16 protein-coding genes and 1 pseudogene are annotated in these 16984 nt (G+C 44.5%); 2 read left to right on the forward strand and 15 right to left on the reverse strand.

Annotated features, from left to right (window positions below):
• On the reverse strand, window positions 1–1773 hold the full coding sequence (locus tag BP97_RS0132595) for a sensor histidine kinase (protein WP_028552819.1): 1773 nt from the start codon (window positions 1771–1773) through the stop codon (window positions 1–3).
• Window positions 1774–1947: 174 nt separating this feature from the next.
• Between BP97_RS0132595 and BP97_RS0132600 the strand changes: the two genes are divergently transcribed.
• Window positions 1948–2592, forward strand: coding sequence for a hypothetical protein (locus BP97_RS0132600; RefSeq protein ID WP_028552820.1), 645 nt, complete (start codon window positions 1948–1950; stop codon window positions 2590–2592).
• Window positions 2593–2652: 60 nt separating this feature from the next.
• On the opposite strand, the gene BP97_RS0132605 is transcribed toward BP97_RS0132600, so the two are convergent.
• The 9 genes from BP97_RS0132605 to BP97_RS0132645 form a co-directional block, all read right to left on the reverse strand.
• A complete protein-coding gene (locus BP97_RS0132605; RefSeq protein WP_028552821.1) occupies window positions 2653–3015 on the reverse strand; it encodes a hypothetical protein in 363 nt (120 codons plus the stop codon).
• A 59-nt stretch (window positions 3016–3074) separates the two neighbouring features.
• Window positions 3075–4313: a cation:proton antiporter gene (locus tag BP97_RS0132610; protein WP_028552822.1), complete on the reverse strand. Its 1239-nt coding sequence runs from the start codon at window positions 4311–4313 to the stop codon at window positions 3075–3077.
• Window positions 4294–4815, reverse strand: coding sequence for a cation:proton antiporter regulatory subunit (locus tag BP97_RS0132615; RefSeq protein ID WP_028552823.1), 522 nt, complete (start codon window positions 4813–4815; stop codon window positions 4294–4296). The genes BP97_RS0132610 and BP97_RS0132615 overlap by 20 nt, the downstream gene beginning before the upstream one ends.
• Window positions 4816–5049: 234 nt before the next feature.
• A complete protein-coding gene (locus BP97_RS0132620) occupies window positions 5050–5409 on the reverse strand; it encodes a hypothetical protein (protein WP_028552824.1) in 360 nt (119 codons plus the stop codon).
• Between the two features lie 184 nt (window positions 5410–5593).
• Window positions 5594–5887, reverse strand: coding sequence for a Dabb family protein (locus BP97_RS0132625; RefSeq protein ID WP_028552825.1), 294 nt, complete (start codon window positions 5885–5887; stop codon window positions 5594–5596).
• 105 nt (window positions 5888–5992) lie between these two features.
• Entirely contained in the window at window positions 5993–6442 is a 450-nt protein-coding gene (locus tag BP97_RS39295; protein ID WP_051621143.1) for a GNAT family N-acetyltransferase, read from the reverse strand.
• Between the two features lie 6 nt (window positions 6443–6448).
• Entirely contained in the window at window positions 6449–6949 is a 501-nt protein-coding gene (locus BP97_RS0132635; protein ID WP_028552826.1) for a GNAT family N-acetyltransferase, read from the reverse strand.
• 7 nt (window positions 6950–6956) lie between these two features.
• Window positions 6957–7757 (reverse strand): alpha/beta hydrolase, encoded by an 801-nt coding sequence (locus tag BP97_RS0132640; protein ID WP_028552827.1) that lies wholly within the window; start codon window positions 7755–7757, stop codon window positions 6957–6959.
• A gap of 13 nt (window positions 7758–7770) precedes the next feature.
• Entirely contained in the window at window positions 7771–8550 is a 780-nt protein-coding gene (locus BP97_RS0132645) for an alpha/beta hydrolase (protein ID WP_028552828.1), read from the reverse strand.
• A 362-nt stretch (window positions 8551–8912) separates the two neighbouring features.
• Here BP97_RS0132645 and BP97_RS0132650 point away from each other — a divergent pair, with 362 nt between their 5' ends.
• Window positions 8913–9344, forward strand: coding sequence for an SRPBCC family protein (locus tag BP97_RS0132650; protein WP_028552829.1), 432 nt, complete (start codon window positions 8913–8915; stop codon window positions 9342–9344).
• A 102-nt stretch (window positions 9345–9446) separates the two neighbouring features.
• On the opposite strand, the gene BP97_RS0132655 is transcribed toward BP97_RS0132650, so the two are convergent.
• From BP97_RS0132655 to BP97_RS40860, 5 genes and pseudogenes are all read right to left on the reverse strand, one after another.
• Window positions 9447–10091, reverse strand: coding sequence for a rhomboid family intramembrane serine protease (locus BP97_RS0132655; RefSeq protein ID WP_028552830.1), 645 nt, complete (start codon window positions 10089–10091; stop codon window positions 9447–9449).
• Between the two features lie 143 nt (window positions 10092–10234).
• A complete protein-coding gene (locus BP97_RS41515; protein WP_036747030.1) occupies window positions 10235–13945 on the reverse strand; it encodes a rhamnogalacturonan lyase family protein in 3711 nt (1236 codons plus the stop codon).
• Window positions 13946–14438: 493 nt separating this feature from the next.
• Window positions 14439–15674: an MFS transporter gene (locus BP97_RS0132665; RefSeq protein ID WP_028552832.1), complete on the reverse strand. Its 1236-nt coding sequence runs from the start codon at window positions 15672–15674 to the stop codon at window positions 14439–14441.
• A 153-nt stretch (window positions 15675–15827) separates the two neighbouring features.
• Window positions 15828–16301 carry a MarR family transcriptional regulator gene (locus BP97_RS0132670; protein WP_028552833.1) on the reverse strand — a complete coding sequence of 158 codons (474 nt, stop codon included), beginning with the start codon at window positions 16299–16301 and terminating at the stop codon, window positions 15828–15830.
• A 260-nt stretch (window positions 16302–16561) separates the two neighbouring features.
• Window positions 16562–16984: pseudogene (locus BP97_RS40860) on the reverse strand (peptidoglycan-binding domain-containing protein); the annotation flags it as partial.

Consider the following 16984-nt stretch of genomic DNA (forward strand, 5'->3'; position numbering starts at 1 on the left):
TTAATCCCTCGTTTCATCCGGAATGATGATGGCGACGCTTGTCCCCTTATCTTGCTGACTGTCCAGCCGAATGCCGTATTCTTCTCCATAGGCCAAGATGATACGTTCCTCTATATTTTTCAGTCCGATCCCGCTGCCGCGCGTGCGGGCTTCTCCTTTTCTAACCTGTTCAAGCAGCGTTTCATCCATGCCGGGTCCATTGTCTTCCACCACGATAAGCATCTTATCGGGTTCCCTTTTGGCATAAATTCGAATCGTGCACGGTTCGAGCATCTGCTCAAGCGCATAATGGATGGAATTTTCCAGCAGAGGCTGCAATGTCAGCTTAGGCAGCATGAGCCTTTTGACTTCATCAGGAATATCCATTTCGAACACAAGCCGTTCCTCAAAACGGTATTTCTGAATCGTAATATAACACATCACGATTTCCAATTCTTCTTCAACCGTAATCAATGTTTCTCGCATACTGATCGAGCTTCTTAGTAAAAATCCTAGCGCCTCAACCATTTTGGAAATTTGAGGCTGACCGTTTGTTTTGGCAAGCCAGTTAATCGACTCCAATGTGTTATACAAAAAATGCGGATTGATCTGCGCCTGAAGCGCTTTAAACTGCGTTTCTTTTATGGTTAGCTGCTTGGCATAGTTTTCGGTAATCAGCTCGTTGATTTGCTGCATCATCATGCGGAAGGTGCGGTGAAGCTGGCCGACTTCATCCATTTGCAAAGCGATCGGATCCGCCGTTTCCGATTCACTAAGACTGAAATCCCCTTTTTGGACCTGCTTCATCCGGCCGATCAAGTCTTCTATAGGTCGTGTCAGGCTCCTTGCAAAATTAATGGCTAGCGCCATAACCGCAAGCAAGCTAACAATAAAACCGATAAGCAGAAACCTTTTCATCAGGACGATTTTTTGGAAGATGGTGTCATACGGGACCAGACTGTGATAGGCCCAGCCCAAATAGCCTGACTGAATTTGTGTCCAGAAATAAGATCGCCCGTTGAATTGCTTGATCTCATAATTGTGCTGCCATTGATCCGTAATCGGAACGAACGAGCCTAGCTCATAATCCGGCTTGGTCGGATAAATGATATGCTCACCAGAAGCGATTCTCATTTCCCCGTTCTTCAGCTCCGTACCGGCAATAACGTCATCTACTATTTTCTCAAATCGAATACGAACGACCAGCGTTCCGATCCGATTCAGACTGAAGTTTTGATTTTGATAAGAGCGAATTTCACGGGCGGCTATTAAATTCGCGTCCTCGGAGTCCGGGAGAATCCAGCGAATCTCTCCGGAGCCTTTGGCGGATTCGTCAAGAATCATTTGTTTTTTTTCTTTTGACACTGTTGAGGATTGACCTGCCAAAGCCTGTTCACCTAGCAAGTCGGTAACCTCTATCGAGTAAATATATTTTTCATACCCTGCGTATTGTACCAGCTTATCGGATATATACGAACGAATGCGCAATTTTTCAAATTCCGGCGTATCGTCAGTGATTGAGACCAGCATGCTTTGAATCTGCGAATCCGTTGCTATACTGAACGATAGCCTGTCCATCTTCTTCAGTTCATTCTCAATCCCGCTTGAGGATAGGTTGAGCAGCTGAGAGGATTTAGAATAAAGCTGTTCGTCATAGATCGAATAAGCATACTGCAGCGAAAAATACGTAATAAGAAAACAAACCGCCATAATAAGAGAGATAAGCGAAAATACTTTATGCTTGATCTTCCAGTTGACAGCTGTCTGGAAAAAAGGAAATGCAAACCGTTTCATGCTAAGCGGCTCCTCCTTCGAGGCTGTTCGTTTTCTACCTATCGTACAATATCTCGCAGCAAACAGCCAATGACATTTCGAGATTGCAGCATAGTCTGTGGCCATGCTATGATAAACCCATTCCATTATTTGGGATTCGATATCACTTTACCGGGCAGAAGATAGGGGTACGTAATGGGCAAACGAATTGGATTATTTCTTATTTGGCTATTTCTTTTTGTGTTCGGCTGTCTATACTATTATTTACTGCATAACACGAATCAACCGCTTCTGTTTTATTCCACAGCCTGTCTGATTATAGTATTGTGCCTTACCTGTTTTCTTCTGCTGCTTCAACGGTACAGATTCGATTGGAAGACGATTGCAGGCACCTTATTTCTTGGACTCCTTCTTGTTTTTGTTGTCAGGCAAGGATTGGATCAACGGATGAATTTTAACTTGCAGAACACCTTAAGCCGAGAGCTTCCCGGGGTCATTCTTGACATTAAAGCTTCTTCATATCATGCAGTATGGGCCCGGCCCATCGATCCTCAAGGAAACTATGGCAATGAAACAAGAACAGAGGGGCATTTTTTTCCATCCCTCCCCTACTCCCAGTCAGAGGTTGTATTAGCGGATCATCCCGCTGAAGATAACGTAGATACCATTAGCTACAGATTCATAATCAAGCAGCCCTACTTCGTAGACAATAAAGACGTATCCGCCAAATATTGCTTCGTTTTGGGGGTATGCAGCTACTTTTACAAAGGCTACGCTGATGTGAATGCTCAAACTGGCGAAGTTATTGGTCTCAAAATCGTGTATAGCGATATCAAGTAAACTCCCCCTTAGAGCATACGAAAAAACCTTAGCAACCGAAGCCACTAAGGTTTTTGTCTTTTAATCCGATAGTTTATTACCATATTTGGATACGTCCTCTAGGTCATCATTCGTATGCCGCTTCCATCTTCCCCTCCGTTCTCGCCTGCCATAAGTGGGTACAACATCTATGACTGCATCCGCGTCTATTTCGGTAATCCAATCAGTCAGAGCTGCTTCCTCCAGCCTGGAAATCACTAGCCCCAAACTACTAATCGAAACCCCAAAGCCATTATCTCTGCTAGCCAAAAGCTCCACTTTCCGTCCAAACTTCCTTTGGATAGCCTCTCCAATTTCTTCTGCACAGCTCGTTTGGATAATCATGCTGCGAGTCCAAGTGGACTCATTCACAAGTCTCCCTATTACGTCCCTCACATGTCTCAATTGAATTCCCCCTCACTATAATGAGTTAGAAACTCTTCTTTCGAACTAACCGTATAGGCTCATCTATCCGAAGCAGCAGCTTGCTCTCTTCTTTCCTTTTGCTTCTCTCTTGCAGACAGCTTGAACATTCGGTCTAACACACGGTATATATGCTTCGTCTCTTTCGTCAGCAGCGGTCCGATGACAGCAAGAATTAGTACATACAAGGCGGCAAAAGGTTGAATGATCGGCAATAAGCCTCCTGCTTTTGCAAGATTCGCCATTATGATCGAAAACTCCCCGCGGGCTACAATAGTGAAGCCGATATTGACTGATGCTTTCGGGGAAAGCCCCGCACTGTGTCCAGCCCACATCCCGGCGGCAAAATTACCGGCCAGTGTCAGAAGCACCGCTCCCAAGGACAACCATACCGCTCCTCCAAGGGTAGTGGGGTCAATGGTCAAACCGAAGCTGAAGAAAAAGACGGCGCCGAAAAAATCACGAAACGGCATAATCAACTGCTCAATCCGTTTGCGATGCTCCGTTTCTGCAAACACCAAGCCGACAAGCAGCGCTCCAATGGCTTCTGCCACATGAATCGTTTCGGAAAAACCTGCGATAATGAATAATATAGCGAAGATCACAAGTAGAAACAGCTCATTGGACCGAATATTTAGCATCCGATTCAAGAATGGCACCGCCTTGCGGCCTACGATCAGTACGAACAGCATAAAGCCAAGTGCAACAAGCGCAGACAAGAGGATCCCACCTATAGAAGAGGAGCCGCTTAGTATGAGACCCGAGATGATGGATATATAAATCGCAAGGAATACATCCTCGAACATAATGATGCCTAGAATCATTTCGGTCTCAGGATTAGCCGTTCTTTTTAAATCGACCAATACTTTAGCAACAATGGCGCTCGAAGATATCGTTGTAATCCCTGCTACTACAAGCAGCTCTAATAAGGGCAGCCCGGCGGCAAACCCGAACAACAATCCGAGCGTAAAATTAATCAAAATATAAATCGTGCCTCCAACGGCAATCGACCGCCCGGATCGAATTAACCGCCCCACTGAAAACTCTAACCCCAAGTAAAATAATAGGAATAGAACCCCTATCCTTCCCAAAAATTCAATCAACGGCGCACTCGAAATAAAGCGGAGATCAATATGCCACACTTCAAAGGAATGTGGCCCGACCGCCATACCAACCAATATATAGAACGGAATCACGGAGAAACGAAGCTTCGCCGACAATAAGCCTGATAACGCGATGAGCGCAATAGCCACTCCAATCTCAAATACGATGTAGTTCATGCGTTCCATCACATCCATTCGTCAAAATTGTTTTAAAAAGCTTCTGCTGCCTCCTCTCTCCAGCTACTACGAGTGTTGAATCCGCCGTTAGCACAATTTCCGGTCCCGGATTAATGTGCTTAACGGCTTGATGCTTTTCTACAACAGCAATAATAGTCGCTCCGCACGTCTGGCGAATGTTCAGCTCTCCTATCGTTTTTCCGACACAGAGATAATCGTCTTCAACCCGGTACCATTCAATAATGAGATCATCCAGCGCCATTTCTATCGTTTCAAGCGCCTTAGGCTTATACGTCATTCCCCCGATGATCCCCGCAACTATGCGAGCCTCGTCATCATCGAGAGAAATCATCGAAATGCTTTCATCCGCTTCAGGATACTCATAATGGTAGCATTCGCGTCTGCCGTCGTCATGGACGACAATAACGAGCCTGTCTCCTCCCCTCGTTGTCATTTGAAATTTTTTTCCGATCCCTGGAAGATCGGTTTCTCGAATGGTCATATCTCCATCCTCCTTTGTCCTATTTCGTTTTTAGGCATAAGCAAACAGACCCTCAGACTCTCCTTTTTTTCAAAAAGAAGACATAGAGCTTGGGAGCAATGCCTGATCCTTTTATCTGAACGAAACGAATACGTACAAATGAACAACACAAATAAACCGTCTGGATTGAGCTAAAAAATGGCTGTAGGAACGGTTGACTTTGAAAAAATCAATTGGAGTGAACCCGAAATGATACTAAACGAAGAGAGAAGTAAACTTGATGGGGGATAAAATCTGCCGAATGAGACGGCGGGCAATCAGGGGTTGAAACGTAACGTGGGTTTCCGGAATAGCGCAGCGTAAGCCTTGACTCATGCTAATCAAGAGAAAAGAAAGTACGGAGAAGAACATACTCCAACGCATCGAATCCGAGGAAGCATTTTGTTTGCGCACAGTAGCCTTGCTCGTAAAATATTCTACCCCTTGTTGGACCGAGGTGCGTGCCGTTTCGCTTACGTTGGACTCTAAGCTTGGAGTAGGTGTAGCAAACAGCATGAATACAACGATTAAAATCAATGATAACCAACGATTGGACGAGGTATCGCGAGATAACATACACATTCACCTCCTTTTTCCTCGAATTTAACTTAATTATAGCATAAAACGGCCTTTTTTTCAAATTAGAGAACGGTTTCTTGCTTAGATTGTTATTACACCGAGAAACCGAAATAAGCTTAGCCGGAGCCAAAGCTCCTGAACTAAGCTGAATGTTGGTGTAGATATGTAGTCAATGATAGCATTAAATTTCGATATCAGATACGATGCTGTCTACGCGACCAACTTCTCTAATAAAAGCAGCGACTGCCTGGTGCTTCGGATTTGGACCGTATGCCTCGAGCGCAGCCTTGTCTTCGAAACGAACGGAAAGAACAACCTGATAGCCCTGATTTTTTTCAGAAAAGTTAATGCCTGCTTGCAAATCGACGACGCCGTTAAGTTCGCTTCTTAGTGCTTTAAAACGATCTACAACCTCTTGAAGCTGTGCTTGTGTCGTGCTTTCGCCGAATTTAACCAATACGATGTGATCGATCATCTTAAGTCCCCTTTTCATAAATCAATACGCTTCACTATACCATGTTAGCCCAGGTTTTGCTATATCTTCACCTGTCAATTCTGCTGTCATACGGATGAAATTCATTCAACGAAACAGGCCCATCTCATTGGTTGACGTAAACCCTAGAGACTCGTACAACGGTCTAGCTGCATCGGTCGCCCCTAGCCGGTATAGACGGACATTGTTCACAGCGAACCATGCCAGTACTTCGTTTGTCAGCGTGCGAGCAAAGCCTTTCCTTCGATAGGCAGGCTCTACATAAACGTCCGCTATAAAGCCGTAAACCTGCAGCTTGAGATAACGATATGGAGCATCATTGCGAATAAATCCGCCTGCGCATGCAATGACGCTTCCTTCCTGCTCAATAACAAAATGCTGTGCCGTGCCTGCTCGATACAGCTCCCTGTAATCCTCTGTGACCATCCGGTTAAAATCAGCGTGCAATCTTGGTGCCATCCCGGATTCTTCGAACATTTTGTACTTCAACTTCACAATTGCTGGGATTTCTTCTAGGTCTGCTTTTCTCGTTTCCATATGACTTTACCTCCAGTCACAGAGTACCTTCATGTAAATATACACATCGACAAACTCATCTGTCTTGGTTCTAAATGCCCCAAAAAGGGTTCCAGCTCGTTGAAAGCCCAATGACTCCCATAAACGGACCGAACCCGTATTGGAGGATACGACCGAATTGAATTGAAGCGCTCGATAGCCGAATTGCTTTGAGATTTCTATGGAATGTAAGCCGAGCATTTTACCAATCCCGCGGTTCCTGTAATCGCTGCGAACGGCATACAACGCATTAGCTACGTGAGAGCCTCTGCCCGATGCATTTTTATGCAGAATATAAAAGCCTGTCAAATCTCCGGTCTCATGGACAGCACAATAAACCGCATCCTGCCGCCGGATAATATCCTCTATTTTTTGTCTGTCAAACGGTTCAGTCCAATGAAAGCTCTCGCCCTCTTGTATCACTTCATTCCAAATGAATTGTACCGCATCGAGATCCTTCTCCACAAAAGCTCTAATATGAATATCCATATTGCATTTACAACGCTAAGTACTTGGAATCGTTTTTTTCCAGCCCTAAATAGTTCAAGAAGCGAATCAGCTCCATCTCCCAGAACTCCCACGTATGCCCGAAGCCTTCCGCCTCATGGTATTCATAATCGTACGTATTGCCTTCCAGCCCCACAAAGAAATCTCTTACCAGCTCATTCAAATCCAACCACGGGTCGAGACTTCCGCAAGCATGATATACTCTAGGCAACGGAGTACTCTTCTTGAGGGCTTCTTTGCCTAAATGCTGCAGATCATTTTTCGTCCCTCTCATATCGCCGTCTCCGAATAAAATAATCCGGTCAAGAGCCTTGCGGGAGCCATCGTTAACAAAAGGCACATCCGTCTTGTCGCCTGCCGAGAACGCCCCAATAGCCCCGTACAGATCAGGCCTGGAAAGACCCGCTTTTAAGCATCCATAGCCCCCGTTAGAGAAGCCGGAAATCATATTGTCTTCCCGTGCTTCAGATAAGCGAGGAAACAAGTGGCGAAGATTGAGCGGAAGCTCCTCCGTCAAGTAAGTCAAAAACCGGCCGCCATGAGCCATATCGGTAAAACAAGAATGAAGTCCTCCCGGTACAATGAGCGCTAAGCCATACTCCATTGCATAGCGTTCTGCATTCCCCATTCTCAGCCACGCAGATTCGTCACCTGAACCTCCATGCAAGAGCCACAGTACCTTCAGCTTGCCATCTCCCGAATAAGGACGCTTCTCTTGAGGAAGCACGACATTAACCGTCATTTCCATACCTAGTGCTTCAGAGAAAAAATGCGTTTCGAATAAAGCCATACTTATCCCCTCCTCAATCCACGTTTGTTTTACGCAAGGGCAGCCAGTGAAGCACACGTTCAATACATGTATCCCAGTGGCCCCATGAATGATCCCCCGGACCATCCTCATAAGTGAGGGGCAGCCCAAGCTCCCTAGCGTGGTCTCTGAATCGCACATTACTGTCATATAAGAAATCCTCCGTGCCGCACCACATATATAAATCAGGACGTGGCTGCTCGGATTGCGAAAGATTTTTAGCCGCTGTAAAAAGATCGTTGACGCTCCCTCGAACCGACTCTTTGTTTCCAAAAATGTCGGCGGCAAGATTTGGCGATAATCGGTCATACATATAGACAGCATCCAGTGCACCCGAAAACGATGCGACAGCACGGTACTTGTCCGACGCCAAAAGCCCCGCTTTCATTGCGCCGTAGCCGCCCATGGACAAGCCGGCGATAAATCTGTCCTCTTTGGAGCTTGATAACCGGAACTGTCTCTCGCAAAACTCCGGAAGCTCTTCTGTAATGAATTGAAAATAATCCCTGCCTCTTGCCATATCCGTATACCAGCCCAGATGTCCAGCAGGCATGACAACCGCAAGCGGCAAACGTTCTACGTACCTTTCAATGCTGGTTCGTCTCAACCATGCGGTATGATCGTCACTCATCCCATGTAATAAATAGAGTGTTTGGTAAGGACCCGGGTCCTTCACCTTACGTGATCCTCCAGCCACATGCTGCGGCAGAAGAACCTCCATCGGTACAGGCATTCTCAGCGTTTCAGAATGATAATGCATATGAAGCCAAGCCATTTGTATACCTCCTTTTCTCACTACAACTTCCATTTAGTAGTAATTCTTCTTGCTGTTGAAATGTCCTTTTTTCCATCTAAAAAACCGTTTGATTGACGTCGAGTATGCTGAGAAACCCATGAAAATTCAGATGTCCAATTATACTACGGTGGGGTATCCCCTTTACATGAGAGCAAGCGTACACTACTATGAGTATGACTGGCTTTTTATTCCAATTAAAAGTGGAGTTAAATGGAATGTCAGTATCGAATTCTACGCATTGGAAATTCATAAACACTATGTATCTTTTAATAGTAACTGTACATGATGAATAAAATAACTGTTTTTCTTCAATCTAACACGGAAAAAGGATGACAAATTCAATGAACAACCTAACGAAATTTAAAATTAAAAAACCGGCAAATGAAGTATTCGAAGCATTTGTCGATCCTTCAAAAATCGGGAACTTTTGGTTTACTTCCAGCTCGGAGAAATGGGAGCAGGGCAAGACGATTACATTGATTTATGAAGAATACAACGCAAAAGGGAATATTGAAGTACTGGAAATCGATACTAATAAGAAGATTGTATTTCAATGGGGTTCAGAAGGAAATGTAGTTACAATACATCTCAAGGAATTGGATCATTCCGCAACCATAATCGAGGTTAACGAGGAAGGCTTTAATGAACAGGATGATGACCTATTAAATAATATGATTGGCAATAAAGAGGGCTGGGTTTTTGTTTTGTCCTGTTTAAAAGGTTATCTGGAATTTGGAATTAATGATTTGAGAACAGGATTAGTGAAGGATTAATTGAACAAACTCAGTTCTTTCTCTATCGTTTTAATAAAAATAGCGGCAGCCAAGGACTATTCCCGAGATCCTAAGCTGCCGCTCCGTCTATATATGTATGCGTTATTGATATGGTTGATTCTCCTGATCTTGCTCCTGATCTGCTTTCTTCCGTTTGATAAACAAGGTCATCAATGCTGTGAAGACTAATCCGCCAATGAATCCGCCTAAGTGAGCGTAAATGTCCACATTCGGTATAACGACGGAATAGATGAACCCAATGATAACAATAATTCTTATGGTTTGCTTGGTTTGATAATCGATCAGATCCTTACGGAACACAGATAAATACAAGTAAGCAGCGTACACGCCATAGATCGCCCCTGATGCCCCTGCACCAATATAATAATCTTTGTGCAGCCATGCGCTGACTATATTACCGGCAATACCGCTCAAAAGATAAAATATCGCATACCGAAACGAGCCAAGCATCCTCTCAAGCGGAGCGGCAAACACATAAATCGCGAAGCTGTTAAACAGTAAATGCTCAAAACCGATGTGAACGAAGATAGACGATACATATCTCCATAGCTCCGGCTCCATGCGTGGAAGATCGAACATCGCCCCGAACCTTATTAAGGTTGAATTATCTTTGGATGAGCCGTATATCGTCATCCCGGCCATCACAAGCAATTGAATAACCAATATGGCAGTATTGACCGGGTACAACCGTATATACTGTTTCAAGCTCTCTGTTCTGCTAAACACAGTTCCCCTTCCCTTCTGCTCTGTTTACATTGTTTCTTCTATTATAGCTTAGTTCCAGCATGGATACACGGTATAGTAATGGGGACTGACATAAAAAAGCTTAGTAAGCAGTCAACAACTGACCTACTAAGCCTTATTAGAATTTATTTCGTTACATTCACCGTTATCTTCTCGCTAGAAACAGCTCCCGCATCGTTGATGAGTTCTCCTACATATTGATAGGTTCCAGGCTGTTTCCCCTTAATTACGGTTATTGCAGACTGAGCGGCAGGTGTTGCCGATACAAGATTTTGCGTGTCGATCAACACACCATTTTCGTACAACTTATAAGTTTTGCCGTTAGTTCCCCACCACATATTCATTTGTACATCGTAGCTGCCGTCACCATCCCAGTTATTATGAGACAATACAGGCTTAGCAGGAACCGCTTGATTGACTTGTACGGTAACCGGTTCACAAGTCGTCGTGCCGTGACGATTGATTAGCTCGCAAGTATACTTGTAAGATCCGTTAGGTTTTCCCTGGACGAGAGTAGAGGCAGTCTGAGCATTCGGTGATTGATCCGCAAGTGTCTTCACATCGATCAATTTGCCGTTTTCGTACAGCTTGTAGACTGTACCGTTGCTGCCCCACCACATATTCATCGTAATCTTGTATTCACCGTCCTGGAGGCCAGTATCATAGCCATTATCGCTGGAAAGCACTCCTTTACCGGGTAAACTTGATGCAGGGCCATCAGGTATTTGAATTGTTATAGCCCGTTGTGCAGATATACCGGAGCCATCAGCCACCGCTGCTTTAACTACAACTGCTCCTGGCGCCAGCGCTTGAAGAACTCCTTCAGCATCTATCGTAGCTAGTGCAGTCGAAGCTCCATCAGGTGACTGAACGGTCCAGATGACGGATTTATTAGAAGCTGCGTCCGGTTTCACTTGCGCGTTCAGCTTCAGGCTTTGTCCGGCATCCACCTCATTTACTGGAGAAGTTATCGAAATTTCGGTTGCTTTTAGCGGAACGCGGTTAATATGCGGCACTGGAGGCTCCGCCATGCCATCCCCCAAATAAAAGCTCGGATGAGGAGGTTGGTTATAACCCACATTTTGCCACGCAATAGACAAGCGATACTCTGGATCGTCTAGCAGTGTGTACAGTCGATGCGATGTAATATCTGTCGTTGTATAAATGCGAAGAGCACTGCTATCATCCGTACGCCAGATCGCTTCCTCTCTCCAATCACCGAACAAGTCCGCCTGCAAAGACGGGTTTCCTTTAGTAGTGTTATTGGAGTTAGTCCCCGTTGCTGTTAGTACATTTATGGATTTACTGTTCGTATAATCCCACTTATCTATTTTGCCTATACCTATCGGATCCGTCCACTGGTGATCCAGCAGCTCGCGAAGCAAATCGCCATCCCACCAAATCCCAAAGTTTACCGAAGGTCTGGATGAGCTAATCTTCTCGCCTTTTGTGTTATAAACACCGCCTGCGTCACCTGTCGCCCACATTTCTTCACCAAGATAACGTGGATCGATGTCTCCGGACATCCCTCTTCCTACATCGTAGTTTGTCGGAACACCCCAGATGAGCTCACCTGTCTCCGCATCGCGGAATTCAAGCCCTGCAGGATTCGGATATTCCTCATGCACTCCGAAATATTCCATTCCTGGACGACTCGGATCCAGATCCCCTAGATGCATTGCATCTCCATGACCAAGACCGGTCGAGTACAATATTTTCCCATTATCATCGATGGCCATAGCACCGTAAGTAATCTCGTCTTTACCGTCATGATCTACGTCCGCGACGGAAAGATTATGATTTCCTTGCCCTGTATATTTGGCATTCTCGGCATCATTCGTATCGAATTTCCACAGCTTGGTCAGCTTACCATCCCGCCAATTGTAGGCCACTAGCACAGTACGAGTATAGTATCCGCGTGCCATGACAAGACTTGGCCGTTCACCATCCAAGTAAGCGATTGCCGCCAAAAACCTGTCGACACGATTACCGTAACTGTCTCCCCAGCTTGATACACTGCCGCGTGGCGGATCATAGTCGGTTGTAAACATTGCTTTTCCTGTCAGTCCGTTAAAAATAGTCAAGTACTCAGGACCACTTAAAATATACCCGCTTGAGTTGCGATAATCCGCATTGGCATTCCCGATGACCTGACCTGTGCCGTCTACCGTTCCGTCCGCTGTCTTGAAGGCTACCTCCGCCTTGCCGTCACCATCCAGATCATAGACCATAAATTGAGTATAATGTGCTCCCGCCCGGATATTTCTCCCCAAATCAATACGCCACAGAAGCGTTCCATCCAGTTTATAAGCATCAATGAACACATTGCCGGTATAACCCGATAGTGAGTTATCTTTGGAGTTGGACGGATCCCATTTAAGGATTAATTCGTATTTCCCATCACCGTCCAGATCTCCGATACTGGCATCGTTTGCGTTATATGTGTACTTTTCACCGGAAGGCGTTACACCATCAGCCGGTTTTTGCAAAGGAACATCCAAATATTTCGTATTCCAAACGCTGAATTCTTCACCTTGAGTTTCTTCTTTACCGTTCCTTACTGCTCGAATCTCATATTTGGAATCTTGCGTACCTGCAGCATCTAAGTAATTTGTGCTGTCTGCTATAGGCGATGCATTCACCTTTTGACCGTTTCGATACAGATTGAAGGTCGTCGATTTATCATCTGTACCAAACAAACGCCATCCCGTGTATACACCACCTTCTACTTTTACAGCGACCGGGCTGCGGTCCAAGCTCTCCATCTGACGATTCAAGATTGTCATCACAGGTACCGCCAACACCTCTGATCGGTTGGATAAGCCACCGGAATTGACAGCCGCGACCTGATAGTAGTAAGGCATTGTTGTGAAAACATCATGATCAACATATGATGCTTCTGTAGTCGTACCTGCAAGGATAAATGGCCCCTGTGCGCTCTTGGAGCGATACACGTTATATTGAAGTGCCTGTTCAACAGCATTCCAACGAATGGTGAGCTGATCCTTAGCGGCATTGGCTACATTCAGACCGGTAGGTGCTGCGGGTGCAGCAACAGAGCGATCCAATACGGCAACCGTAATCGGACTGCTGGCTGCTGATTCGATATTTTTCTGCATCAGCTGCGTCACTTGATATTGGTATGTACTGCCGAGCTGTACTGTACTGTCAGTATAAGAGGTTCCTGAGCTGCCACCGATTTTAGTAAAGTCACTGCCTCCTTCGCCCATTCGGTAAATATTATAGCCTGTCGCACCATAAACAGCTTCCCATAACAAACTAACGGACGATTTGGGATAGTAAGTAACGGCGGATACCGTCAAACCCGTCGGAGCTTTCTTCGGGGTTATTTCGATAGCATTCACACGTCCGTCCTTACTGAATTGAAAATTCATTTGACCGTCTGTGAGCTGAACGGTTTTTGTCAGCTCGGCATAATTCCCTGTACTCGAAGAAAGAGATTCTGTGGAAGCGCCTTCAATTTTGACATCCGTTTTATTAGAAGCGATAGCATCCCCTGCGATAATACGTACAGAATATTCGCCATTGGGCAGATCCACCATAAAACTAAAATCCGAAGAAAGGACAAAATCCCTTAATAAAGGATCAGCCGTGCCACGATCACGGTTATTCACAGCTTTATTCAAGCCGTATCCTTTTGCGGCACTATAGACTAACGAGCTGGAAACCTGAGTATAGCCTTCAGCTACAGGACTGCTATCAGAACCAAAGTCGAATTTAGAACCGGATGGGCTCGTAGAGGATGCTGCTGCAGCTTGTCCAATCCCGATATTGCCAATCCCAGCGAACATGGATACCGTTAGTGTCACAACCATAAGTGAGGACAATTTTCTTCTTAAAGATTGCAATGTATCTCCTCCTCAAAAATCTTTGTACAAGCTGAGCTTGTAGTTTTATAAACTTTAGGTCTGCTTACCTAATTGAATGTAGGCTCGCAATCAGTTGTGTTTCCTCCCTCGCTTTCCCCTTCATCTGGATAATCGTTGTCATATATCATTTCTTCATGATAGCGGTTACATAATAGCACAGGTACATGCTGGAATCTTTATAAGCTTTTGCTGATTTTATTGAAAAATTTATTTTTTTTGTCAATCTAATCAAAGTATATACCTAACCATTTCTATAACAGCCCCAGCTCGGGAGTAATTGCCTATAAACATATTAGATTGTATCCGTCGAGGACCTTCTAGGTATTACGGACCATAAAGTAGCGTGAAACAAAGGAAAACGGCGGCTTTGATTTGTTATTTTCAAAACCGCCGCTTGGTCTTGCCGCTATTGCATTGTCATTCAATGTAAAGTAAGTATTTACATATTTACATGTGTTCTCTTATATAAAACTGGTAATGCCGCTGCTATAAGGATCATACCCATAACAGCGGGTGCGGCATGACCAAGTGATACATAGATTTGGCCTCCAATGATAGGCCCAATCATTCTTGCTAAAGCCTGAATAGATTGGCTGCCTCCTTGAATCCTTCCTTGTTCACTAGAATCGACAGACTTGGAGAGCATCCCATTGAATGAAGGCCCAAAGATCGAATCACCAAAACCAAATATAAACATTCCAGCGATAAAAAGAGGATAGAATGAGAACAAAGCCGAGGCTGCAATAAGACTGTAGCCTATAATCTCCGAAACCATTCCAAGAATTGCTATCTGTTTATCATTCAGTTTTGTCAACAGCTTTGGCATTATGAAACCTTGTGAAATGATGTCTTGGACGCCCATAATGGAAAACATAAGTCCGATTAGTGCAGGCTTCCAACTGAAAGTATCCATTGTAAATTGTGAAAAAACTGCCTGTAAAGATCCGTTGGGAATCCAAAGTAAGAACGCTGAGATAAGCAGCCTTTTTAAGTTTTTCATGGAAAGCAGATTTGCAAGCTGTGAAAATGGATTCAGTCTTACAAAGGTAATCTCTTTCAATCTATTATTCTTGTCAAGACTCTCAGGCATAAAATAGAATCCATAAACAACATTCAACAAAGTTATTATTGCTCCAAAATACATAGGTACAGAATAGCCAAACTTAGCAAGTAATCCGCCTAGAGTCGGGCCAATGACGGTGCCTACACCTACTACCGCACTCACCCATCCAAAGTATTTGGTTCTCTGTTCCGAAGGAATGATATCCGCAAAATATGCGAAAATCGTGCCTATGCTCCCGCCTGTTATACCTTCTATTATACGCCCAACAAATAGGACCCATAGAGCTCCTCCTATGCCAAAAACGAAGTATCCGATTGCAGAACCCAAAAGGCACACTAAGAGCAATGGACGACGGCCATATTTGTCGCTCAAAGCTCCAAGAACGGGTGCCGCAAAAAACACGCAGAATGCATAAACAGAGGTCAGCAGAGTAACAACTATAGCTTGTTCTCCTGGATTTCTTGTATAGGGCTGCACTAAGAATGGGACGACAGGTGCTATGATACTGAAGCCTATTCCGCAAAGAAACACAGAGATAAGACCGAATATTAAAGCGTGTTTATCTACGGTTTGTTCTGTGTTCTGTTCACTGTGCGATCTAAATATGGACATATAAATTCTCTCCTCAAAAATTATCATTTTGTTTCCTTGTCAACAAATAATAACTTTTATTTTGTTTCCTTGTCAACAAATTAATAGCAATAAAAATGCAGCCCGTTCTCAATAGAGCCCGGCTGCCTGTGGTTTCATTTTCACTATTCAAATTTATTCCGACTTAATATCTATACCCAGTTTCTTTATTTCTGCATCCAAGTGCCTATTATACTTTTCCACGAAGCTAAGCATACTGTCAAACTGTTCCTCGGTTACCTGCTCAAATACGGCTGTATCCCGAGCTTGAAACTCTTTGTGCAGGTCATCATGGATTTTATAAATTACTTTACCTTGCTCTGTAAGCCTAAAATAGATTTCTTTCTTGTTATCCGACTTCTGGTAGCTTTCGATAAGGCCTTTTTTTACGAGCTTCTTAGTTAGTTTACTTATAGCACCGCGAGTCATATAAAAAGACTCCGCAAGTTTTGTCACGTTGGAATCTACATTTCTTTCAATGTATTCGATGCAATGTACTTCAGAAGGCTTATAACCCTTAAGTCTGTCTTCCATCTTATCCTTATTAAGCCAAACCATCTTGTTATATAAGTCCCTGAAACCCATTATGACCTGTTCTTCTTTGTTCATGGCCTGTCCTCCCACAAGTAGGTGTGCGGAGATCATTTCTCTTTTCTCTTCTCCGTCCGTCTTATCTCGGTAACGAAACATTACCATTTTCCCGTCATACTCTTCTTTTCGGCTAACCGCTATCGCCGGTCTTCTCATACCTCTACCTTACCAAAAACAAAAACAGAGTGGTAGTCCTGCTCCCACCCCGAAAATTTATAAATTCTATAATGTTAAAAAAAGAGCTGTCCTGATTGACAGCTCTTTCGCCTTATTTTATTCTACTGATCTATTGATGAATTAGGTTTAGGTACGTTATTTTCCTTACCGCTACCTTGACCTTGGTTATTGCTTTCGTTATTACCTTGGTTTTCGGTTGGACCATGGTTTTGATTATTATTTTGACTGCCATTGCCTTGGCCTTGGCTTCCGTTACCTTGTCCACTACCTGGGCCTTGCTTCATATTGCCGCCTTTACCTTGCTCGCTGCCGGGGCCTTGCTTCATATTACCGCCTTTACCTTGTCCTTCCTCTGGGGCTTGGTTCTCACTTTTCCCTTTTCCACCCTTAAACCAGCCGCCTTTCCCCTTGCTCTCACCCTGTCCCTTGTTCTCGCCCTGTCCTTGGCCTCCGCCTTGTCCTTGGCCTCCGCCTTGTCCCTTACCTCCGCCTTGTCCTTGGCCTCCACCTTGTCCTTGGCCTCC

It is taken from the genome of Paenibacillus sp. UNC451MF (genome assembly GCF_000686845.1).
Classification (GTDB): domain Bacteria; phylum Bacillota; class Bacilli; order Paenibacillales; family NBRC-103111; genus Paenibacillus_S.